This window comes from Streptomyces pratensis, from assembly GCF_037137275.1.
GTDB lineage: Bacteria > Actinomycetota > Actinomycetes > Streptomycetales > Streptomycetaceae > Streptomyces > Streptomyces pratensis_B.
Window position 1 is genome coordinate 331872 of sequence record NZ_JBBBEN010000093.1, and the last position, 21323, is coordinate 353194.

Annotated in this window: 13 protein-coding genes; 4 read left to right on the forward strand and 9 right to left on the reverse strand. The window is 74.1% G+C overall.

What is annotated here, in order from left to right; translation table 11 throughout:
• Positions 1-13 precede the first annotated feature (13 nt).
• The 4 genes from V9U70_RS20855 to V9U70_RS20870 form a co-directional block, all read right to left on the reverse strand.
• The gene (locus V9U70_RS20855; RefSeq protein ID WP_336677367.1) at positions 14-1315 is read right to left on the reverse strand and encodes a M18 family aminopeptidase; all 1302 of its coding nucleotides are present in this window, start codon (positions 1313-1315) and stop codon (positions 14-16) included.
• Positions 1312-6996 (reverse strand): MupA/Atu3671 family FMN-dependent luciferase-like monooxygenase, encoded by a 5685-nt coding sequence (locus tag V9U70_RS20860; RefSeq protein WP_419724006.1) that lies wholly within the window; start codon positions 6994-6996, stop codon positions 1312-1314. Before V9U70_RS20860 ends, V9U70_RS20855 begins: the two co-directional genes overlap by 4 nt.
• 518 nt (positions 6997-7514) lie before the next feature.
• The gene (locus V9U70_RS20865; RefSeq protein WP_336677369.1) at positions 7515-10922 is read right to left on the reverse strand and encodes a type I polyketide synthase; all 3408 of its coding nucleotides are present in this window, start codon (positions 10920-10922) and stop codon (positions 7515-7517) included.
• Entirely contained in the window at positions 10864-12189 is a 1326-nt protein-coding gene (locus tag V9U70_RS20870; RefSeq protein ID WP_419724007.1) for an MFS transporter, read from the reverse strand. The genes V9U70_RS20865 and V9U70_RS20870 overlap by 59 nt, the downstream gene beginning before the upstream one ends.
• 212 nt (positions 12190-12401) lie before the next feature.
• Here V9U70_RS20870 and V9U70_RS20875 point away from each other — a divergent pair, with 212 nt between their 5' ends.
• Positions 12402-13403, forward strand: coding sequence for a LuxR C-terminal-related transcriptional regulator (locus V9U70_RS20875; RefSeq protein WP_336677373.1), 1002 nt, complete (start codon positions 12402-12404; stop codon positions 13401-13403).
• A gap of 96 nt (positions 13404-13499) precedes the next feature.
• Here V9U70_RS20875 and V9U70_RS20880 read toward each other — a convergent pair whose 3' ends face one another.
• Positions 13500-15167 (reverse strand): fumarate hydratase, encoded by a 1668-nt coding sequence (locus tag V9U70_RS20880; RefSeq protein ID WP_336677375.1) that lies wholly within the window; start codon positions 15165-15167, stop codon positions 13500-13502.
• A gap of 167 nt (positions 15168-15334) precedes the next feature.
• On the opposite strand from V9U70_RS20880, the gene V9U70_RS20885 reads away from it, so the two are divergent.
• Together V9U70_RS20885 and V9U70_RS20890 are read left to right on the forward strand one after the other, a co-directional pair.
• On the forward strand, positions 15335-16021 hold the full coding sequence (locus V9U70_RS20885; RefSeq protein ID WP_336677377.1) for a DUF1707 SHOCT-like domain-containing protein: 687 nt from the start codon (positions 15335-15337) through the stop codon (positions 16019-16021).
• Positions 16022-16187: 166 nt separating this feature from the next.
• Positions 16188-16559 (forward strand): WhiB family transcriptional regulator, encoded by a 372-nt coding sequence (locus tag V9U70_RS20890; protein WP_336677378.1) that lies wholly within the window; start codon positions 16188-16190, stop codon positions 16557-16559.
• A 243-nt stretch (positions 16560-16802) separates the two neighbouring features.
• Here V9U70_RS20890 and glpX read toward each other — a convergent pair whose 3' ends face one another.
• On the reverse strand, positions 16803-17834 hold the full coding sequence (gene glpX / locus V9U70_RS20895) for a class II fructose-bisphosphatase (protein ID WP_336677380.1): 1032 nt from the start codon (positions 17832-17834) through the stop codon (positions 16803-16805).
• Between the two features lie 181 nt (positions 17835-18015).
• On the opposite strand from glpX, the gene V9U70_RS20900 reads away from it, so the two are divergent.
• The gene (locus V9U70_RS20900) at positions 18016-18564 is read left to right on the forward strand and encodes a DUF4245 domain-containing protein (protein ID WP_336677382.1); all 549 of its coding nucleotides are present in this window, start codon (positions 18016-18018) and stop codon (positions 18562-18564) included.
• Between the two features lie 138 nt (positions 18565-18702).
• On the opposite strand, the gene V9U70_RS20905 is transcribed toward V9U70_RS20900, so the two are convergent.
• From V9U70_RS20905 to xseA, 3 genes are all read right to left on the reverse strand, one after another.
• On the reverse strand, positions 18703-19293 hold the full coding sequence (locus tag V9U70_RS20905) for a malonic semialdehyde reductase (RefSeq protein ID WP_336677384.1): 591 nt from the start codon (positions 19291-19293) through the stop codon (positions 18703-18705).
• A gap of 458 nt (positions 19294-19751) precedes the next feature.
• A complete protein-coding gene (locus V9U70_RS20910) occupies positions 19752-19997 on the reverse strand; it encodes an exodeoxyribonuclease VII small subunit (protein WP_336677385.1) in 246 nt (81 codons plus the stop codon).
• A 94-nt stretch (positions 19998-20091) separates the two neighbouring features.
• Positions 20092-21309 carry an exodeoxyribonuclease VII large subunit gene (gene xseA, locus V9U70_RS20915; protein WP_336677386.1) on the reverse strand — a complete coding sequence of 406 codons (1218 nt, stop codon included), beginning with the start codon at positions 21307-21309 and terminating at the stop codon, positions 20092-20094.
• Between the last annotated feature and the right edge of the window lie 14 nt (positions 21310-21323).

The following is a 21323-nucleotide window of genomic DNA, read 5'->3' on the forward strand; positions in this document are numbered from 1 at the left end:
GCCTGGTGTCCGGTCAGTCCCCGACCATGATCGTGGTGAGGATCGCGGCGAGGTGGGCGGGGTCCCCCACCCCGCACATCTCGCGCGCCGAGTGCATCGACAGACCCGGCACCCCGACGTCCACCGTCGTCACGCCCAGCCGGGCCGCGGTGAGCGGACCGATCGACGTCCCGCACGGCATCGCGTTGTTGGAGACGAACGGCTGCCAGGGCGCCCCGGCCCGTTCGCAGGCGGCCGTGAACACCGCGATGCCGGTGCTGTCGGTGGCGTAGCGCTGGTTGACGTTCACCTTCACCGTGGGGCCCCCGTTGGGCAGCGGCCGGTGGTCGGGGTCGTGCCGCTCCGCGTAGTTGGGGTGCACCGCGTGCGCCATGTCGGCGGAGACGCAGAACGAGCCCGCCAGCGCCCGCGACCAGTCCTCCTCGCTGCCGCCCCGCGCCGAGACGGAACGCGACAGGATGCGCTCCAGCAGGGGGCTCTGCGCCCCCGTCTCGGACCCGCTGCCGACCTCCTCGTGGTCGAACGCCGCCAGGACCGGGACGTAGGAGGGCGCTGCGGCCCCCGTCGCCGCGTCGACCAGGGCCGTCACCCCGGCGTGCACCGACACCTGGTTGTCCAGCCGGGAGGCGACCACGAACTCCCGGTCCACGCCCAGATATCCGGGCGGCTGGACGTCGTGCAGCATCAGGTCCCAGCCCAGCACGTCCGCCGGGTCCTCACCGGCCGCCGCCGAGACCCGGCGCAGCAGTTCGCCCTCCCGCGGGTCGCCCAGCGCCCAGATCGGCGCGAGATGGCGCTGCCGGTCCAGCGCCACGCCCTCGTTCACCGTACGGTCGAGGTGGATGGCCAACTGGGGCACGCGCAGCAGTGGTTCGTCGATCTGGACCAGGCGGCTGCGGGGGACCCCGTCGGCGCCGCGCAGGGCGAGCCGGCCGGAGATGCCCAGGTCCCGGTCGAGCCAGGTGTTCAGCGGCACCCCGCCGTAGATCTCCACGCCGATCTGGCGCCAGCCCGAGGCCCCGGTGTCCGGGGCGGGCTTGATCCGCAGGTTCGGCGAGTCGGTGTGGGTGCCGACGATCCGGAACGGGGTGTGGGCGGGCGCGCCCTCGGGGACGTACCAGGCGATCAGCGCGCCGGCCCGGCTGACGAAGCAACCGCCCCGCGCCCCGGTCCAGTCGTCCGTGCCGCGCAGTTCGCTGAAGCCCGCCTTCTCCAGGCGCTGGGCGGCGCTGGCCACCACGTGGTAGGGGGACGGGCTGGCGGCGATGAAGGAGAGCAGGTCGTCGGTGTGGCTGCGGTGGGGGGCCGGAGTCATACGGCGTCCGCCTTTCCGGTGTTCGGCAGTGGCTGCGAGAGTGACGGTCCGCCGGGCCGGTCGGGCCCGGAACTGGCGCCCCCGGCAGGGAGCCGGGCGGATGGGCCCGGCGCCCTCTCCGAGGGGCGCTCAGGGAGGAGTTCGCGCACCGGCCGGTCGGGCCGGGCACAGAACTCCGCGAGCAGATCGGTGTAGGAGGAGAGGAGGTCGTGGGCGGTCGCGTGGTCCCACAGGTCGGTGGAGAATTCCAGGAACGTTCGATAACCCTTGGCCGGGTCCCGGCGCGGCGCAAGCCCGAAACACAGCTCGCTGCGGGAAAGCGGCGGTGCCAGATCGGTCACCTCGACCCGTAGGCCCGGGATCTCGATGTCCGTGTCGACGGTGTTCTGGAAGGCCAGAACGTGCGGTACGCGATCGGGCACGCTGACAGCGCCCGCGTCCCGCATCGCCTGCATGACGCGCGCGGTGGGCAGCACGTGCGCCATGGCGCCGAAGGCGCCCGCGCCCGTACGGACCGCGAACTGGGCGCACGTCTCGTCGAGATTGGCCGAATCCAGTCGTACGCGGACCATCACCGCGGTGGACGTCATCGCGACGAGCGACTCCGACGCGGTGCCCTCGCGGTGGGCGTACGGCACGCTGAGCAAGATGTCCCGTTCCCCCGACAGCCGGGTCAGAAACACCCCGAGGGCCGCCGCCGCGACCGCGAACGGGGTGGTGCGCAGGGAGCCCGCGAATCCCTCCACCGCCGCCCGCACCGCCCCCGGCGCCGCGCCCCGCACGGTGCCCCCGCGTCCGCTCGGCTTCGCCGGGCGCGGCCGGTCGGTCGGCACGGGAACGGAGGACGGCGCCCCGTCCAGGTAGCGGGCGCAGAACGCGGCCCGCTCCGCGTCGGCCGCCGGGTCCCTCTCCAGGCGCTGCCGCCGGGCGTACTCCGGGGCCTGCATCGCCGGTTCCGGCAGGGCGTGCGGGACGCCCGCGGCGGCGGCCGTGTACAGGGCGGCGATCTCGGAGAGCAGCACGGACAACGACCAGCCGTCGGCGCAGACGTGGTGCAGGACGAACATCAGCTCCCAGCGGTCCTCCTCGACCCGCAGCAACCGCACCCGGGGCAGCAGGGGCCGCCCGAGGTCGAAGGGGACGGCCGCGTCCCCCCGGCACAGGGCGTCCGCCCGGGAACGCCGCACGTTGGAGGGGAGCGTCCTGAGGTCCTCCACCGGCAGCGGGCACGGCTTGGCCGCCACCACCTCCTGCCACCACGGCCCGTCCGGAGCGTCCTCCCGCACGAACCGGGTCCGCAGCGCGTCGTGCCGGGCGGTGACCCCGCTGACGGCGGACCGCAGCGCCGCCGCGTCCAGCGGCCCGGTGAACGTGATCCGGGTCGGGACGTTCCACACGGCGGGATCGGGCACGGCGTGGTGCCCGGCGATCATCCGGGCCTGCTGGTCGCTGACGGGGGCACGGTCGACGACCACCGGGTCCGGGCCGGGCACGGCCTCGGCCGTGCCCTCGGCGTCCGCTTCCGGCTCCGGGCGCCGGTCCGCCTGCGGCCCTGCCTGTCCCCCCGGCTCCCGTTCTGTGCCCGCCTCCGCCTCCGCCTTCGGTCCCGGGACGGCCCGTTCCGCCGGGCCGCCCGAGAGTTGCCGCGTCATGGCCCGCAGGGTGGCGTCGGCGAAGAAGTCCGCCAGCGGGTAGTCGACGCCGAGGGTGCTGCGGACACGGTTGACGAGACGGATCGCGGCGATCGAGTTCCCGCCCAGATCGAAGAAGTTGCCGTCCTCGGGAAAACCGCGCACAGCGAGGACGGACTCCCAGACCTCGCGCAGCGAGGCGGCGACGCCGACGGCTCGCGCCGCCCCGGCCGGGACGGCGCCGGCCGGGGCCTCGGCCCGAGCGGCACCGCGGACGGGGCCCGGAACCGTGGCGTCGTCCGCTTCCGTCATCGCGTCGAGCTGCTCGTCCAGCTCCGCGAGGAAGCCGGCGGCCGTCGACGGGTCGAACAGGTCGGCGTCGTAGCGCAGCCGCAGGACCAGGCTGCCGTCCGGGGCGCGGGTGGCCGTCAGCGCCAGCTCCAGCGGCGCTGACTCCGTCCCCGCCGCCACCGCCTCCGCGCGGAGCCCCGGCAGACGGATTCCGGCCAGCGCCGCGTGGTCCAGATCGACCGAAACGGTCACCAGCGGGCGCGGGTTGCCCGGGTCGGGGTGCACGGCGGCCAACAGCGCGTCGGGGTCGACCCCGCTGTGCGCCTCCGCCTCGAACAGCGCCCGGCCGGTGGCCCGTACGGCCTCCGGCAGCCCGCTGCCGTCCGGGGTGGCGAGCCGCAGCGGCAGCAGCGCCACGTGGAAGCCGACCGTGTGAGCCGTCTCCGGCCGCCGCCGGCCGAACGCCGTGCCGAGCAGGAAGTCGTCCTGCCCCGACCGCCGTCGCAGCACCCGGTGCCAGGCGGTGCACAGCGTGGCGAACAGGGTCGCGCCCTGCCGCCCGCTCCACTCCCGCAGCCGGTCCGCCCGCTCCCGGTCCACCGTCCTGGCCACCGCACCGCCGCGTCCCGCCACCCGGCGGCCGCGCGGCCGGTCGGTGGGCAGCGTGAGGACCGGCGGCCGGTCGCCGAGCAGCGCGCGCCACCAGGTCAGGTCGGCCGCGTCGCGGACGGGCTCCGGGGCCCCGGCGGTCGTCCCGGCAGGGTGCGCGAAGACCGGCGGGCGGCCGGCGAGGGCCGCGGTGTACAGCTCCTGGAGGTCGGCGGCGATCAGTGAGGCGGAGTGTGCGTCCGTGACGATGTGGTGCATGCCGAGGACCAGGACGTGGTCGTCCTGCGCCAGCCGGAGCAGCCGGGGGGTGAACAGCGGCCCCGCGGCCAGGTCGTAGGCCCGGGTGCTCTCCTCGGAGAGCACCGCGCCGATCGCCTGCCCGGCGTCCGGCATCGCGGCGTCGGTCACCTCCAGCGGGACGCGCAGCTCGGCCCGTACGACCTGGACGACGTCCGCGCCACCGGCCACGGAGGCGTCGCCGGGCCCCCCGTCCTCGTCCGCCCGGGACCGGAACACCGTCCGCAGCCCCGCGTGCCGCTCGACCAGCCCGTCCACCGCCGTCCGCAGGGCCTCCACGTCCAAGGGCCCGTGCAGCCGCACCGCCTGCGTCTCGTTGTAGGCCGCCGGGTTCCCCATCAGCCGCGCGGCCAGCCACAGCCGCCGCTGCGCCGAGGTGGCGGGCGCCACGGACCCCGGGGCGGGCGAGTGGGCCCGGCCCTGGTCATGGGTCCGGTCGCGGACGCCGGTCTCCGGCGCCCGGTCACGTACGGCCCCCTCCGCGGACGCGGGGCGGACGGCGGTCTCCGGGGTCCGGCCGGGGGCGGCCGGCTCCCGGTCCCGTGTCCGGCGGCGCAGGGCGTCCAGGCGGCGCAGGCCCGCCCGCAGCCGCTCCCGGTCCATCCCGAAGTCGACCAGGGCGGCGATCTCGTCCACCCCGGCCCGGTGCAGCGCCGCCACGAGCGGGGCGACGCTCTCCGGTGTGCCGATGAGGGCCCGCCGGTCGCAGTAGCGGTCGTACGCCCGCCGGAACAGGTAGTCCAGGTCCTCCTCGCTCGCCCCGGCCACGTCCTCGCGGCTCCGGCCGAGAGCGGTGGCGGCCGACCGCATCAGCAGGGAGGAGCGCAGGTACCGCACCATCGGCTCCAGCGCCTGTGCCCGCGCGGTGGCGTGGTCCTCGCCGAGATACGTGTGCACCAGCACCGTCACCCGCCCGGCCTCCGGGTCCAGCCCGCACGCCTCGCGGGCACGGCGGTAGTGCGCGATGCCGGCGGCCAGCTCGTCCACGGACTGGCTCATCAGGTGGGTGACGACCCCGAGCCCGCGCCGGGCCGCGTCCTCGTACGACGCGCGCTGCCCGGAGGTGGCGAGGAAGAACGGCGGTTCCTCCTGCACCGGGCGCGGGCGGACCCGTATCTCCGCCTCCCCGCCGTCGCCCGTGCGCCGCCGCACCGCCCCGCCGCGCCACAGCCGGCGTATCTCGTCCAGATGGGCGAAGGCGATCTCCCGCCGGTCGGTGAACCGGTCCGGGTGCAGGGCGAAGTCCCGGGCGTGCCAGCCCGTGGCGCAGCCGATGCCGACCCGGCCGCGGGAGAGGTTGTCGGCCACCGACCACTCCTCGACGATCCGCACCGGATCGTGCAGCGGCAGGACCACCGAGCCCGCGTTGATCCGGACCCGTTCGGTCTCCCGTGCCACGGCGGCGGCGAGCACGGCCGGGTTGGGGAAGATCCCGCCGAAGGAGTCGAAGTGGCGTTCGGGCAGCCAGACGGAGGAGAAGCCGTGCGTGTCGGCGAAGCGCGCGGTCTCGAACACGGTGTCGTACGCCTCCGGGGTCCCGTCGGCCCCCTGAGCGCCGTCCCCGGCCTCCGCGCTCTGCGGGTAGTCGCCGAAGAAGTAGATCCCGAAGTCGGGGGCGGGCCGCCGGGCCCGGTCCCGTCGCACGGCGGGCGGCCGCGAGGCCCGGGGGAAGAACCCGCCCTCGCGCAGGTCGCGCAGCGAGCCCTCCACCGCGTCGGCGACGTGGTCGACGTCCTCGTCCGTGTGGGCGGTGGAGAGGTAGAAGCTGCGCCACTCCCAGACGTACACGCCGCGCAGTTGCAGGTGGTGGTAGAGCAACTCCATCTCGGCCCGGTGGACGAACCGGAACATGGACCCGAAGTGGGCCGCCTCCAGCGGGAACTCCTCGTCCCGGAAGAAGCCGTTCAGGCGGTCGGCCAGCGCCTGCGTGCGGGCGTTCAGCCCCTCCTGGAGGGCCGGCCCCCGCTCGGTGAGATGGGTGAGCACCGCGCGCGCCGCCGCCATGGACAGCGGGTGCTGCATGTAGGTGCCGCCGAAGAACGTCGTCTCGCGCGGAGGCCTGCTGGCGTCGCCGTACTGCCAGAAGCCGCCGTCCACCCCGTCGAGCAGGTCGGCCCGCCCGGCCACCGCGCCGATCGGGAAGCCGCCGCCGAGGGCCTTGCCGTACGTGGCGAGGTCGGGCACCACACCGAAGTGCTCCTGGGCGCCGCGCGGGTGGGGACGCAGCCCGGTCAGCATCTCGTCGAAGAGCAGCACGATCCCCCGGCGCGCGGTGAGTTCGCGCAGCGCGCGCAGGAACTCCACGGGCCGCAGGCCCGGGTTGCGGCACTGCACGGGCTCGACGAGCACGGCGGCGACGGTGTCACCGAGCGCGTCGACGGTGTCCAGCGACTCCTGAGCCCCGTACTCCAGCACGATCAGCTCGGCCACCGCGCTGGCCGGGATGCCGCGGGACACGGGCACGGTCCGTCGCCCCGGTCCGCCGGTCCTGCCGAGCACGGAGTCGATGTGACCGTGGTACGAGCCCCGGAACATGACGACCTTGTCGCGCCCGGTCGCGGCGCGGGCCAGTCGCACGGCGGCCGAGTTCGCTTCCGTGCCGGAGGAGGCGAAGGCGACCCGGTCCATCCCGGTCAGCGACGCGAGCAGAGCCGCCGCCTCCCCGGCGTCGGGGGAGCGGGGGCCGAAGCGGAGCCCGTCAGAGAGGTGGCGCCGCACGGCGTCGGTGACGCACGGCGCCTCGTGGCCGAGGAGCAGGGCGCCGAACCCCATGCTGATGTCGGTGTACTCGTTGCCGTCGACGTCGGTGAGTCGGGAGCCGTACGCAGAGCGGGCCGCGATCGGGTACAGCATCTCCTTGGTGGCGTCCCTGAACCCCACGACGGCCCGGCTGTCGGCCAGCACGGAGCGGTGCCGCTGCGCCAGCTCCCTGGACGTGCGGGTGCGCTCGGTGAAGCGGCGGATCAGGGACGCGGTGTGGGCCCGCTGGGCCGCGTCGGCCGTCGCCCCGGCCATCCCGCCCGCCGCGTCCACGACGAGACGGGGCCCGTGCGGACCGGCCCGGCCCGGGTCGGCGGGCCCGGCGGCCGGGGAGAGCGGATCGGCGACTGTGGAGGCCGGATCGGCGGGGAGGGCGGGGCCGGGGGGTGGGGGACCCGTCGGCGCAGGGGGAGCGGGGGCGGGCGCCGCTGCCTGCGCGCGGGCGGCCGCGAGCTGGGCGGTGAGCCGGCGGGACAGCTCAGCGGCTCGGGCCACGGCCTCTGCGGCGGTGTCCGCCGGGGCGTCGGCAGGGGCGTCAGCGCCGACCGTGGAGACGGCTGCCGCCCCGGTCTCGGGGCCGGTCTCCGGGCCGGCCGAGGTGCGTATCGTGCTCACCGGGCGTCCGTCCCCGTGCTTCCGGCCAGCAGGGCGACGGCCTCCGAGAGCTGGGTGATCATCGCCGCCTGGGTCTCGGCCAGTTGGCGTATCTGATCGGTCAGGGCGGCGACCTCCGCACGGGTCGCGTAGGCCGGCTCCCCGGCGGCCGGCCCGTCGGCCGGCGGGGGCGACCGCCGCACCGGCGGAGGCTGAGCCTCCGGTGAGCGGGGCGCCGCCGTGACGCCGACCGCAGCGACCCGGGGCCGGGGCGGCTTTGCGCCTGCCCCCGGAGCCGCCACGGCCCCGGGCGGCCGGCGCCCCGCTATCAGCGCGGCCGTCAGCCGGGGCGTCCCCGCCTCCTCCAGAAGCTCCCGCATGCTGATCTCTGTGCCGAACTCCGCCTCCAGCTGCCGCACCATGCCGATGAGCTGGAGCGAATCAGCCCCCAGTCCGACGAACGTGCGATCGGCGCCGACCTCGTCGGCGCGGGCGCAGAGGTGGTGCGCGGTCAGCTCCAGCACCCTCTCCAGTACGGCCTGTTCGAACATGCGGACCTCCGTGGGGCAGGGGGGCGGGAGAGCGGCCGAACCGTGCGGGGCGGGCCGCTCCGTGAGCGGAACTCGGGGGGCGGGGGGCGTGTACGGCACCGGGCCCGCCCAGTGCGACCGGTGCCGGAAGGGGTAGGCGGGCAGCCGGACCCGCCGCCCGCCGCACCCGTCGACCAGCGCGGCCCAGTCCACCGCGGCGCCGGCGCAGTGGAGTGCGGCCACCGCCCGCTCCCAGTGCCGGGTCGGCACGCAGAGGGCGTCCGGCGACGACCGGCGGACCATCCCGGTCAGCACGGCGGCCGGGCCCAGCTCCAGCAGCACCGCAGACCCGCCGAGCCGCTCCAGGACGGCGGCGAAGTCGGCCGTGCGCCGGGCCTGGGCGACCAGGTGTCCGGCATCCGGCCGCCACCCCGCAGGCCGCGCCCCGCCGTCCACGGCGTCGATGAACTCGGTGTGCAGCGGGGCCAGTTCCACCTGCTCGGCCAGGGCCCTGAACTCCTCCAGCGCCGGGTCGAGCAGCGCCGTGTGGAACGCCCGGTCCACCGCCAGCACCTCGTACGCCTCGCCCCGCGCCGCCAGCAGCGCCCCGGCCGCGTTCACCGCCGCCGGGGGGCCGGCCAGCACATGGTGGTCAAAGCCGTTGATCACGGCCAGCTCCAGTCGGGGGACGGCGGCCAGCAGCTTCCGCACCCGGGGCCGGGGGACGAAGGCGGCGACCATCGCCCCCGGTTCCGCCCGCTCCCGCATCAGCCGCCCGCGCGCGCACACCAGACGCATCGCGTCCTCGGTGTCCAGCGCCCCGGCCGCGCACAGGGCCGTGTAGGCGCCGAGGCTGTGCCCGGCGACCCGGTCCGCGGTGACTCCGAGCCCCTCCCAGAGTCGTACCTGGGCCATCTGGAGGGCGAACAGGGCGGGCTGGGCGAAGCCGGTGTCCCACCGGTCGGGGCCGCGGCCGGCGACTACCCGGTCCAGGAAGTCGCCGCGCCCGGTCTCCTCCGTGTAGACCCGGGCGCAGGACTCCAGCACCGCGGCCGCCACGGGGAAGCGGGCGGCGAGCTCCGCGCCCATGCCCGGACGCCCGCCGCCCTGCCCGCTGAACAGGAACACCGTCTGGGGTACGCCGTCGGCCACACCGGTCGTGTACGCCTCGCCCGCGGGGCCCCCGGAGAGGAAGGCGTCGAGCCCGGTCAGCGGGTTCGCGGTGGTGACGACGAGCCGATGGGGCAGCGTCCGCCGCCCGAGGGCGGTGGTGACCAGCAGATCGGCGGGGGCGGGGGCCGCGCCGCCCGCCAGGTGGTCCCGCAGCGAGACGGCGTACTCGCGCAGCGCCTCCCCGTCCGCCGCCGAGAGCGGCAGCAGCGCCGGCACGGACGCGCGCCCGGCCGCCCCGCCGTCCCCCCGCACGCGCCCGGCCCTTGCGCCGGTGTCCCGTGCGCGCCCGGCCCCCGCGCTCTCCCACGCGGCCTCGGCCACCGCCCCGCCGCCTTGCCGTGCGCGACCCGCCCCGCCGCCTTCCCGTAGGCGCCCGGCCGCCCCGCCGCCTTCCCGTACGCGTCCCCTCACGGGCGCCTGCTCCACGATCACGTGGGCGTTGGTTCCGCCCATGCCGATGGCGTGCACACCGGCTCGGCGCACCCCCGCCAGCGGCCACCCCGACTCCCGTACCGGCAGGACGAAGGGGCTCGTCTCCACCGCCAGAGCGGGGTTGGGCCGGGAGAAGTTCACCAGGGGCGGGACCACCCCGTGCCGCAGCACCTCGACCGTCCTGATCAACCCCGCGAGCCCGGCCGCGCTGTCCAGATGGCCGATGGCCGCCTTCGCCGTGCCCAGGGCGCAGAAGCCGGTCCGTCGGGTGTGGCGGCGGAACGCCTCGGTCAGGGCGGCGAACTCGATCGGGTCGCCGCGGAGCGTGCCCGTGCCGTGCGCCTCCACATAACCGATGGACCCGGCGTCCACGCCCGCCGCGCGCAGCGCCCCGAGCACCGCGTCCCGCTGCCCGGTCACCCCCGGAGCGGCGAACCCCCTCCTGTCCGCGCCGTCGTTGGTGACCGCGGAACCGAGGATCACCGCGTGCACGGTGTCACCGTCGGCCAGCGCCCGGCCGAGCGGTTTGAGGAGCACGGCCGCGACCCCGTTGCCCCCGACCGTGCCGTCCGCTTCCGCGTCGAAGGGGCGGACCGTGCCGGTGGGCGAGAGAGTGGACCCCTTCACCGGGAGGTGGCCGGTGACCTGCGGCAGATGCAGGGCGGCGGACGCCACGAGCATCAGGTCCGCGTCCCCGGCGCGCAGCGCCTGGCAGGCGAGGTGCAGCGAGACCAGCGCGCTGGAGCAGGCCGTCGACACGGTGAGCGCGGGCCCGGTCAGGCCGAGCCGGAAGGCCGCCCGAGTGGCCGTGAAGTCGGGGTAGTTGCCGATCTGGACCTGCTTGACGGTCATCCAGTCGCCCGCGCCGGCCTCCGCGGCGAGTTGGGTGGCGAGATAGCTGTGCAGCGAGTACAGGCGGTAGCCGGAGCTGCCGTACACCCCGATCCGTACGGCGCCGTCGCCTCCCGCGTACCCCCCGTCCTCCAGGGCGTGGAAGCAGCACTCCAGGAACAGCCGCTGCTGCGGATCGGTGAGGGCGGCCTCCCGGCCGCTCATCTTGAAGAACCCGGCGTCGAAGCCGTCCACGCCCTCCAGGAGCGCGCTCGCCCCGCCGTACCCCTCGGCCTCGTACTCCGCCGCCGGAACGCCCGCCGCCGCGAACTCGGCCCGGGTGAACCGGCGTACCCGGCCGACCCCCGCCCGGACGTCGCGCCAGAACGCCTCGGGGCTGTCAGCCCCGGGGAACCTCAGCGCCGTCCCGATCACCGCGATCCGGTCGTCGTCCCTCAACTGCCTCTTCCTTTCGCAGCCCCGCGCGCTCCGCCCGCCGCAGCCCCGCCACCCTCAGCAGGAACACCACCGCGACGGCGATGGCGGCCCCGTGGGACCAGCCCACCACGGTCAGTGCGGTGAACCGGTCGAGAGCCGCCGCCACCAGGATCATGCCGACACCGAAACCGAGGTTTTCGAATGTGGCCGAAAGACCGAAGGCGTGACCCCGCAACGTGGCCGGAAGTATCTGAAGGTGCGAGGTGTACGAGACCTCGGTCAGACCGTCGGCAGCCCCCGCGACCAGCGCGATCACCGCCGTCACCCCGAGCGGGAACCCGGCGAACGCCGCGATGAACGCCGCCGACATCACCACCGTGCCGTACCCGAAACCGGGCGCCCCCACGTGTCGGCCGGTGCGCTGCACGTACCGCTGGATCACCTGCTGCGCCCCGATGTTGCCGAGCGCCCACACGCACCAGAACGCGCTGACGAACACCGCCGGATTCGAGGCGTCCAGCGTCGTGGAGTAGATCGGCAGCGCCGCGTTGTGGGACGAGGAACCGAACGCGTCCACCCCGCGCAGGGCCACCATCAGGCCCAGGCCCGGCGCGGCGAGGGCCAGGAACGCCGTCGGCACGCGCCGCCGGCCGGCCCTCTTCTCGGGGACGCCGCCCGGCCCGCCGCCACGCCGTCCGCCGGCCGCCTTCCCGGTCTGCGCCTCCCCGCCGGCCGCTTCCCCGGCGTCCGGCTCCCCCTCGGCAGGCTTCCCGGTGGCCGTCGCGGGGCCCGCCCCCCGCCCGCCCGCGATCGGCAGCAGGGCCACCGTCACCGCGCACACCAAGAAGGTCGCCATGTCGACCAGGAAGGCCGCGGTGTACCCGACGAGGGACACCACCACGCCCGCCGAGGCGAACCCCGCCACCATGGCCAGCGAGCGCCCGGTGATCGTAAGGGAGTTCGCCCACGGCCTGCGGTCCTCGCCGACCATCTCCGGGATCGAGCTGCGCAACGCCACCATGAACAGCGTCCCGCCCGCCCCGATCACCACCGAGACGGCCGTCAGCGCCCCGTTCAGCAGGCCGTCCGGCGCGAGGACCAGCACCAGCATCACGGCGCCCTGGCCGGTATTCGCCCACAGCATGATGCTTTTCGCGGTGAATCGTGCGAGCAGGCCGCCGACGACGAGCCCGGCGACGAATCCGGACGCGAGCCGCACCGCCATGAACATTCCCATGGCCAGCGCCCGGCCCGTCGTCTCGTAGACGAAGAGATTGAGCGCCACCATATTCAGGAACGTGCCGTACGAGGACACCGCGTATCCGGCGACGAGGAAGCGAAAGCGCCGCTCGGCGACCGCGGTGTCCCGGGGCCCCTGCCCCGCCTCGTTCGCCGTCGGTCCGTCCGTGCTGCCGTTTTCCGATGTCACCCCCACATCGTCGGTGAGCGCGGGTACTTCGGCGGCCGTCCGCCGATTGCACAAAGGTAATCTGCATCCTTGTGCAGGACGATCATTCCCTCTCACCGGTATGCGATTGCCGCGAATCACCGCCGGACCGGTCGATACCGGAACAACCCTGCGAAGCGGCCCTCGCGACCTACCGCCGTGCGCTGACCCAGGGCAGCCTCCCGGTCACCGCTGCGCCGCCCTGCCTGCGGGCCCTGCACCTGATGGTCGCGGACCGGGAATCGCCCGGTCACCTCGTCCCCGTACCGCCGGAGACCGCCTCCTTCGCCGCGCTCGCCCCGATCGAGCAGGCGATCGCCGAGCAGCGCCGCACCCTGCGATCGGCCCGCGCCACCCTCGCCGCCTTCGAGGGTCTCTACGCCGAGGTGCACCGGCAGGAACGGCCCTCCTTCACCCGGCTCACCGGCGAGGCGGTCATCAGCAAGGCGCTGGACGCGGGGGTGAGCGGCTGCCACGCCGAGGTCCGCACCGCCCATCCGGGCGGCGGCCGTCCGGCCCACGCCCTGGAGAAGTCGCTGCCGCGCGACCTGAACAACCTGCGCCGCGGCATCCGGCAGCGCACCCTCTACCAGCACACCGTCCGCTCGGACCGCACCACCCTCGCCTATATCGAGCAGGTGACCGCCGAGGGCGCCGAGATCCGGACGCTGGCCGAGGTCGCGGACCGGTTCATCGTCTTCGACCGGGACCTCGCCTTCATCCCGTTCTCCGACGAGCCGCACAACGCGCTGCGCGTCCAGCACCCGTCCCTGGTCCGCTTCCTTGTCCGCCACTTCGACGAAGCATGGGCCCGCGCGGTCCCGGTCCGCCCCGAACGCGCGCCGCTGCGCACCCCGGTCGTGACCTCCGACCTCCAACGGGCCATCCTCCAGGCCGTCGTGAACGGCGAGACGGACGCCGCCATCGCCCGCCGCATCGGCATGAGCCGCCGCAGCGTCGCCGAGCACATGCGCAAGGTGTCCGAGCAGCTGGGGAGCACCAGCCGGGCGCAACTGGGCTATCTGGTCGCCACCTCGGGCCTGTTGGACGGCTGAGCGCGGCCGGGGACCGGCGCGGGCCGCGTACGGACGCGGGGGAGGGGCCGCCCGTACGGGACAGCCCCTCCCCTCACCCCGCGCCGCGGCAGCCGGTCAGGCGAGGCCCGGCCCCCGCACCGGGATGCTGGTGAACGTCGGGGCCGGGGCCGGCTCGGTGAAGAAGTCGTTGCCCTTGTCGTCGACGACGATGAACGCGGGGAAGTCCTCCACCTCGATCCGCCAGACGGCCTCCATGCCGAGCTCCTCGTACTCGACGACCTCGACCTTCTTGATGCAGTCCTGCGCCAGACGCGCCGCGGGACCGCCGATCGAGCCGAGGTAGAAGCCGCCGTGCGCGTCGCACGCGTCGGTGACCTGCTTGCTGCGGTTGCCCTTGGCGAGCATCACCTTCGAGCCGCCCGCGGCCTGGAACTGCGCCACGTAGCTGTCCATCCGGCCGGCCGTCGTCGGCCCGAAGGAGCCGGAGGCGAATCCCTCGGGCGTCTTCGCCGGGCCCGCGTAGTACACAGGGTGGTCCTTCAGGTACTGGGGCATCTCCTCGCCCGCGTCCAGCCGCTCCTTGATCTTGGCGTGGGCGATGTCGCGCGCCACGACCAGCGGGCCGGTCAGCGAGAGGCGGGTCTTGACCGGGTACTTCGTCAGCTCGGCCAGCACGTCGTCCATCGGCCGGTTCAGGTCGATCCGCACGACGTCCCCGGACGCGTCGAGGTGCTCGTCGGTGGTGTCGGGGAGGAAGCGCGCCGGGTCCGTCTCCAACTGCTCCAGGAAGACGCCCTCCGCGGTGATCTTCGCGGTGGCCTGGCGGTCCGCCGAGCACGACACGGCGATGGCGACGGGCAGCGAGGCCCCGTGCCGGGGCAGCCGTACCACGCGTACGTCGTGGCAGAAGTACTTGCCGCCGAACTGCGCGCCGATGCCGATCCTCTGCGTCAGCTCGAAGACCTTCTCCTCCAGCTCCTTGTCCCGGAAGCCGTGCCCGGTGGGGGAGCCCTCGGCAGGCAGCTCGTCCAGGTAGTGCGCGGAGGCGTACTTGGCGGTCTTCAGAGCGAACTCGGCCGAGGTGCCGCCGACCACGATCGCGAGGTGGTACGGCGGGCAGGCCGCGGTGCCCAGCGACCGGATCTTCTCCTCCAGGAACGTCATCATGGAGGCCTCGTTGAGGACGGCCTTCGTCTCCTGGTAGAGGAAGGACTTGTTGGCCGAGCCGCCGCCCTTGGCCATGAAGAGGAACTTGTACGCGCCGCCGTCGGTGGCGTACAGCTCGATCTGCGCCGGGAGGTTGGAGCCGGTGTTCTTCTCGTCCCACATCGTCAGCGGGGCCATCTGCGAGTAGCGCAGGTTGAGCTTGGTGTACGCGTCGTAGACGCCGTGCGACAGCGCTTCCTCGTCACCGCCCTCGGTCAGCACGTTCTGCCCGCGCTTGCCCATGACGATGGCCGTACCGGTGTCCTGGCACATCGGCAGGACGCCCGCGGCGGCGATGTTCGCGTTCTTCAGAAGGTCCAGCGCGACGAACTTGTCGTTGGACGACGCCTCCGGGTCGTCGACGATGCGCCGCAACTGCGCCAGGTGGGCGGGGCGCAGGTAGTGCGAGATGTCGTGCATCGCCTCTGCCGCCAGGGTGCGCAGCGCCTCCGGAGCCACCTTGAGGAACGTCCGGCCGTCTGCCTCGAAGGTGGAGACACCCTCGGCGGTCACCAGACGGTACGGCGTGGTGTCCTCTCCCAGGGGGAGCAGATCGGAGTACGCAAACTCTGGCATGACGGCCATTCCTCACTCGGCGACAGCGGCTGGCCTCCCTCGGGCAGCGCACCCACCAGGGTAGAGCGCCGCTCCCGCGTCGATCCTGTGAGGTAGGGCTCACCCGAGTGGGGCGCGCCGGGGCGTGGGGGTAGTCGCGATCTATCGCGTCTGGGTACGCTGGGCCGGTGGACCTAGAGAAGCAGCCCCAGCAGCCCGCCGCGCCGGCCGCCCAGCCGCCCGCCGACGTCCTGGGCGGCGAGGGCATCCGAGCCTCCGACGCCGACCGCGACCGGATCGCGGACATCCTGCGGGAGGCGATGGCCGAGGGCCGTCTGACGGCGGAGGAGCACGCCGAGCGGGTCGACCTGGTCTACCGGGCCAAGACCGTGGGCGAGCTCCAGCCCCTGGTCCGCGATCTGCCGGGCTCCACCGCTCCGCGCCCGGACCCGCAGCCGTACGCCTACGGCCCGGAGGCCGCGGGCGGCCCCGTGGACAGTCTCGTCGCGGTCTTCAGCAGCGCCAGCAGAAAGGGCCGTTGGCGGGTCGGCGGCCGGACGAACGCGTTCTCGCTCTTCGGCAGCGTGGAGATCGATCTGACCGAAGCGCTTTTCGGCCAACGCCTCACCGTCATCAACGCGACGTCCATCTTCGGCAGCGTCGACATCCGGGTTCCGGAGAACATCTCGCTGCGCGGCAGCGGTACGGGCGTGTTCGGCAGTTTCGAGGTGAGGACGCTGGAATCGGCGGACCCGGAAGCGCCGGTCGTCGTGGTGAACGGCTATTCCGTGTTCGGGAGCGTGGAGGCGAGGCCGAAGCGCGGCACCTTCGTGGCGGATCTTCACAAGCGTCTGCGCAAACACCTCGGGCACTGAAAACGTCCCGGCGGGCACCCTTCGATAATCGGCCAGAAAGCCGGCGGAAGGCGGGGTGGCGCCTCGTGCGCCGGTGCCACTCAGTGCATAGGCACACGCACAGCGGGTAGGGACTGCTGCGTCGTCTCTCGCTTGCGAAGCCGTAGCCGTCGTCAGGAGTGGACCCGTGCTGCAACCGCCGCATCAGCCTCTGCAGGTCGCCGCCGTTCCGGCCCAGCGCACCCCCGCTCGGGAGGACGATGCGGGCCCCTGGCATTCCGAGGCGGCCTGCCGTCGTGACGAGGCGGGTCTGTTCTTCGCCCCTTCGAAGGAACCGACCGCCGCCCGGCTGGCCCGCGAGGAGGCGGCCAAGCGCGTTTGCGCCCGCTGCCCGGTCATGGTGGAGTGCCGGGAGCACGCCCTGATGCAGCCGGAGCCGTACGGGGTGTGGGGCGGGCTGACCGCGGCCGAACGCCGGGTGGCCCTGGCCCGGCGGCGGCGGCGCGACATCGAGCTGACCGCCGCGACGACGGCAGAGCGCATAGCCGCCGCGGGCTGAGGACCGCACCGGGGGGAGGGGGTGNCGCTCCCGCACCCCCTCCCCCCGTGCTCGGCCGTCCCCCGGCTCCGGCGGGCTCTGTCTGCCTCCGGCAGCGCCGGGCGGCGCCGCACCGCTCGCGGCCGACGGCTGCCGCACGCGGCCGTCAGCTGCTTCCGCCCCGGGCGTGCGGCGCCCCCTCCGCGCGGTCGAGGCCGACTCCACGGCGCGGTCGAGGGCAGACTCCTCCGCGCTCGGGGTCGGCTACTTCGCGCGGTCGAAGTCGATGGCGCTGTAGGCGCGCAGCTTCGCCAGCCGGTGGGTCGAGGAGATGGTCCGGATCGTGCCGGACTTGGAGCGCATCACGATCGATTCGGTGCTCGCCTCCTCCGCGCGGTACCGCACACCGCGCATCAGCTCGCCGTCGGTGATCCCCGTCGCCACGAAGAACACGTTGTCGCCGCCCACCAGGTCGTCGGTCGACAGCACCCGGTCCAGGTCGTGTCCCGCGTCCAGCGCCCGCTGCCGCTCGGCGTCGTCCTTGGGCCAGAGCTTGCCCTGGATGACGCCGCCGAGGCACTTTATGGCGCACGCCGAGATGATGCCCTCCGGCGTGCCGCCGATGCCCATGAGCAGGTCGACGCCGGTGCCCTCGCGGGCCGCCATGATCGAGCCCGCGACGTCGCCGTCGGAGATGAACTTGATCCGGGCCCCCGTCTCGCGGATCTCCTTGACGATGCCCTCGTGGCGCGGGCGGTCGAGGATGACGACGGTGACGTCCTCGGGCGTGGAGTTCTTCGCCCGCGCGACGCGCCGGATGTTCACCGACACGGGCGCGTTGATGTCGACGAAGTCCGCCGCCTCGGGCCCCGTGACCAGCTTGTCCATGTAGAAGACGGCGGACGGGTCGAACATCGCACCGCGGTCGGCGGCCGCCAGGACGGCGATCGCGTTCGGCATGCCCTTGGCGTTGAGCGTGGTTCCGTCGATCGGGTCGACGGCGATGTCGACCTCGGCGCCGGTGCCGTCGCCGACCCGCTCGCCGTTGAACAGCATGGGGGCCTCGTCCTTCTCGCCCTCGCCGATGACGACGACGCCGTTCATCGAGACGGTCGAGACGAGGGTGCGCATGGCTTTCACCGCGGCGCCGTCGGCGCCGATCTTGTCGCCGCGGCCGACCCAGCGACCGGCGGCCATGGCGGCGGCCTCGGTGACGCGGACCAGCTCCAGGGCCAGGTTGCGGTCGGGGGCCTCCGGGGAGACCTCCAGCGGGGACGGCAGATGATGTTCGGACATCGGAGCGCACCTTTCTGTACGGCGACGACCGGATATGAGGGTGCTGTGACTCTATCGGTAGGTCGATAAAATGAGCAGAGCGGGTCACGCATGAGCGGTGCTCCCTCGCCCCCCGTCCACGGCCCCGCAGTCGGGGCTTCGGCCCCACCCTGCGGCCGGGCGCGCCGGGCCGCGTGCCACCATGGATGCCGTGGCAAGCATGCGAGGCAAGCAGACAGTCCGGGACATGTTCCTGTCGACCTTGGTGGTCGCCGCCTGCGCAGGGGGCATCTACCTCTTCATTCCGCACGACGAGAACGCCGACCCGGTCAAGGCCGTGGACTTCTCCGTGGAACTGTCGACGGTGCGCATCGCCGCCCCCTACCCGGTGGCCGCGCCCGAAGGGCTGCCCGAGGGGTGGAAGCCGACCTCCGTGACGTACGACGCCGCCGAGGGCAAGGCCTGGCACCTCGGGTTCCTCGATCCGGACGGCAAGTACGTCGCGGTGGAGCAGTCCACCGCCGACGCGCGCACCTACGTGCCGAAGGTCACGCAGAAGGCCGAGGACACCGGCGCCACCGAGACGGTCGCGGGCCGCTCCTGGCGGTACTGGGAGGGCGCGAAATACGACGCCCTCGTGCTGCGGGAGGACGGGCACACGACCGTGGTGACCGGCTCGGCGCCCAAGGAGAGCCTGGTGGAGATGGCCGCCGCGCTGGAGATGGAGACGGCGGAGCCGGCCCCCCAGTAGGCGCCGCCGCGCCGCGGAGGCCGATCCCGTACGCGAACGTGGACGCCGACGCCGTACGCGAAGGGGCCCGGAACACGTGTGGTGTTCGGGCCCCTTCGCGTGGGCGCGTGCGGTGCGGGCCGCGCGCGGTGCGGCGGGTCAGACGGTGGTGACGACCTCGTCGAACGAGAGGCGCGGGCTGCGCGGGAACCAGGCGTCCTCGCCCGGCTTGCCGATGTTGACGACCATCAGCGGGGTGTGGTCGTCGTCCAGGAACTCCTTCTGGACGCCCGCGGCGTCGTAGCCGGTCATCGGGCCGGCGGCGAGACCGGCGGCGCGGACGCCGATGATGAAGTAAGCGGCCTGGAGGGCGGCGTTGAGGCCGGCGGCGGCCTCGCGGGCCGGGCGCTCGGAGAAGAAGAGGTCCTTGGCCTGCGGGAAGTGCGGGAGCAGCGCCGGAAGCTCCTCGTGGAACTCGTTGTCGGCGGCCAGGATCGCGACGAGGGGGGCGGCGGCGGTCTTCGGGCGGTTCCCCTCGGCCATGTGCCGCACCAGCCGCTCGCGTCCCTCGGCGGAGCGGACCAGGACGACGCGCAGCGGGGACTGGTTGAAGGCGGTCGGGCCGAACTTGACGAGGTCGTAGATCGCCTGGACCTGCTCGTCGGTCACCGGCTCTTCGGTGAAGGTGTTGGCGGTGCGGGCCTCGCGGAACAGGAGGTCCTGGGCGGCGGGGTCAAGAACGAGGGACATCTGGTGCATACCTTCCGAAGGGGCAGGGCTGGGCGATGTCCTGACCGTAAGCGAGAGATAGGTTAACTTTCAACTAAAACGGCGCGAGAGCGATCCACCTCACAATCCAGCCACTTTGGCCGAGAGTAGTCGCCAGGTGCGAGGCGGCCCCCCGGGCGGGCCCGGGGGGCCGCCTCGCACCGCCCGTACCGCCCGCCCGCCTCGCTCCGGGGACCGGGCCGGGGGTCAGGCGGGGGAGGCCCGCAGAGTCTGGCCGCAGGGGCTGGCCCGCGGCGGCAGGCTCCGACCCCGGTGTTCCGGGAAGCCCCGCCATCCGGGTCCCGGCCCCCGGCCTCCGGTGTCCGGGAAGCCCGGCCTCCGGCACGCTCCCTCAGGGCTCAGGGCTCAGGGCTCAGGGCTCAGGGGCCGGTGCTCAAGGGCCGGGAGCTGGGGCTCGGGGGCACCGGGGGCCACGCAGGTCACGCCTCTGCGCCCCCGTCGCCCTGCGGCCGGGCCAGCGCCGCGTCGAGCCGGGCCCGCGCGCCCTCCAACCAGCGCCGGCAGACCTTCGCCAGCTCCTCGCCCCGCTCCCACAGGGCCAGCGACTCCTCCAGCGTCGTCCCTCCCGCCTCCAGCCGGCGGACGACCTCGATCAGCTCGTCCCGCGCCTGCTCGTACCCGAGCGTGTCCGTCGCGGCTGCCGCCGCCGTCCCGTCGTCCGTCATGTGATCCACCCTAAATGTGAGCTGCTACGACATCGTGGGCGCTGCGGCCCGCCCCCGGACGCGCCCCTGCGTCCCGCCCGGCCGCCGGACTGATTCAGCCGTCCCCGTCCACCCGCACCGTGAACTCGCCCTCGGACACCCGCGCCCGCAGCGGCTCGCCCGGGGCCCCGGCCTCGTCGGGGGAGCGCACCACATGGCCGTCGGGGCGCTGGAGCACCGCGTACCCGCGCTCCAGCGTGGCGGCGGGCGACAGGGAGACGACCCGGGCACGGGTGTGAGCCAGCTCCGACTCGGCCCGGTCCAGCAGATGCCCCAGCACCCGGCGGCTCCGCCCGACGAGAGCGTCCACCTCGGCCGCGCGCTCGTCGACCAGCCGCTGCGGATGCTCCATCGCGGGGCGGCCCAGGGCATGGGCGAGCCCCCGCTCCTCCCGGTCCAGCATCCCCCGCACGGTCCGCAACGCCCGGTCCCGCAGCTGCTGCACCCGCTCCAGCTCCTCGCCCACGTCCGGGACGACCTTCTTCGCCGCGTCCGTGGGCGTGGAGGCCCGGAAGTCCGCGACCAGGTCCAGCAGGGGGGAGTCCGGCTCGTGGCCGATCGCGGAGACCACCGGCGTACGGCAGGCGGCCACCGTCCGGATCAGCTGCTCGTCGGAGAACGGGAGGAGATCCTCGACGCTGCCGCCGCCACGGGCCACCACGATCACGTCGACCTCCTCCAACGCGTCCAGCTCCTCGACCGCCCGCGCCACCTGACTGACCGCGTTCACCCCCTGCACCGCGGTGTTGCGGACCTCGAAACGCACGGCGGGCCAGCGGCGGCGGGCGTTCTCCAGCACGTCGCGCTCGGCGGCCGAGGCGCGCCCGCAGACGAGCCCGATGAGCTGCGGGAGAAAGGGCAGCGGTTTCTTGCGGTCCAGGGCGAAGAGCCCCTCGGCGGCGAGCGACTTCTTCAGCTGCTCCAGCCGCACGAGCAGCTCACCGATGCCGACGGGCCGTATGTCCGTCGCGCGCAGCGACAACTGCCCCCGCGGCGCGTACCACTCCGGCTTGGCCAGGACGACGACGCGCGCCCCCTCCGTCACCACGTCGGCGATCCGGTCGAAGACCTGCCGGAAACAGGTCACGCTCACCGAGATGTCGTGGGAGGGATCGCGCAGCGTCAGGAAGACGACCCCGGCCCCCGGCCGCCGCGACAACTGGGTGATCTGCCCCTCCACCCAGATGGCGCCGAGCCGGTCGATCCACCCCCCGATGAGCCGGGACACCTCACCGACGGGCAGCGGCGCTTCCGCGGACGTATTGAGAGCCATAGGGGCGAGCGTAT

Coding starts and splice junctions, on each gene's coding strand:
- V9U70_RS20870 (WP_419724007.1), bottom strand. CDS start 12,189: ATGGTGGCGCTCAATCTCTTCGTCTACGAGACGACGGGCCGGGCGCTG.
- V9U70_RS20910 (WP_336677385.1), bottom strand. CDS start 19,997: ATGACGGACGACGGGACGGCGGCGGCAGCCGCGACGGACACGCTCGGG.
- xseA (WP_336677386.1), bottom strand. CDS start 21,309: ATGGCTCTCAATACGTCCGCGGAAGCGCCGCTGCCCGTCGGTGAGGTG.
- V9U70_RS20880 (WP_336677375.1), bottom strand. CDS start 15,167: ATGCCAGAGTTTGCGTACTCCGATCTGCTCCCCCTGGGAGAGGACACC.
- V9U70_RS20855 (WP_336677367.1), bottom strand. CDS start 1,315: ATGACTCCGGCCCCCCACCGCAGCCACACCGACGACCTGCTCTCCTTC.
- V9U70_RS20905 (WP_336677384.1), bottom strand. CDS start 19,293: ATGTCCCTCGTTCTTGACCCCGCCGCCCAGGACCTCCTGTTCCGCGAG.
- glpX (WP_336677380.1), bottom strand. CDS start 17,834: ATGTCCGAACATCATCTGCCGTCCCCGCTGGAGGTCTCCCCGGAGGCC.
- V9U70_RS20860 (WP_419724006.1), bottom strand. CDS start 6,996: ATGCTGTACCCGATCGCGGCCCGCTCTGCGTACGGCTCCCGACTCACC.
- V9U70_RS20900 (WP_336677382.1), top strand. CDS start 18,016: ATGGATGCCGTGGCAAGCATGCGAGGCAAGCAGACAGTCCGGGACATG.